This is a genomic window from Methylobacterium nigriterrae (assembly GCF_037106235.1).
GTDB classification, from domain to species: Bacteria; Pseudomonadota; Alphaproteobacteria; order Rhizobiales; family Beijerinckiaceae; genus Methylobacterium; species Methylobacterium nigriterrae.
The window spans coordinates 1-878 of the sequence record NZ_JBAWTG010000431.1 but is presented as its reverse complement, the minus strand read 5'-3'; the positions used below and the strand labels follow the sequence as shown (position 1 = coordinate 878).

Genomic DNA, 878 nt, shown 5'->3' with positions numbered 1-878 from the left:
CCCTGGCTCGCAAGGACGTCGCGATAGACGCCGAGCACGAACGAGATCACGACCAAGCAATCGTTCTCCGGCGCAAGCGGGTAGAGCGGCACGATAAACGTCATACCGAGCCGATCCGCCATGCGCGCGATGAAGCGCCAGTGCTCCCGGACGATGTCGGCCACGTAGGCACCGCCGTGAAGATAGATCACGGTCCCGGTAGGCGGCGCGGCTCTTGGCCTGACGGTGTAGACCTCGTGCCCATTGCGCCGCTCGATGGCGAGGTCGAACCTGCGCTGCATGGAGCGGGAAGGCCTCGTCGGCCCCTTGCTGCGGTCGCGTCTCACCTGTTTGGCGAGGGCGTTCTCGCTGGCGAACGTCCTGCGCCTCCCGGACAGACGGAGAGCAAATGCCGTCGCCTGCGAGAGGAGGCTGACCATCGTCGAACTGCTCCGTGGCAGGGCGGACCTGCTGGTTGGAACGGGGCGCATGCGCAGTCACTTATCGCTGGGAGACCACTTTGGTTCAGCAGGGCTGTCCTCAGACTGAGCCGAACGGGTCGCTCGATCGAACCGGCGATCTCATGCTGGGCTGCCGCAGGACGCCGGCCGTTGTTTCACCGAGGCTTTGAGCGGCGCGATGATTGCCGGCCGGCGCGCCCTCCTGTGGCGAAGAGGATAGCATCATGCCGCGCTACTTCATCGACAGCGTTCGCGGATCGCGGCTTCAGGCAGACACGGAAGGGCTCGTATTTCGCGACGATCTGAGCGCGCGGGATCATGCCATGGCGATGCTGCTCGAGCTTGCCCGGGTGATCACGGTCGGTGAGCACGAAGCTGCCCTCGCTGCTGTGGTTCGCTCAGCCGATGGGCAGCATCTCTGCACCGTACGGATGAGCG

Annotated in this window: 2 protein-coding genes; one reads left to right on the top strand and one right to left on the bottom strand. The window is 65.1% G+C overall.

Features of this window, described 5'->3' with window-relative positions; translation table 11 throughout:
* Window positions 1-281: alpha/beta hydrolase (locus WDW90_RS37585; RefSeq protein WP_336492801.1), on the bottom strand; the 281-nt coding region annotated here is incomplete at its 3' end.
* A 383-nt stretch (window positions 282-664) separates the two neighbouring features.
* Here WDW90_RS37585 and WDW90_RS37580 point away from each other — a divergent pair.
* The coding region (locus WDW90_RS37580) for a DUF6894 family protein (RefSeq protein ID WP_336492800.1) at window positions 665-878 on the top strand (214 nt) is incomplete at its 3' end.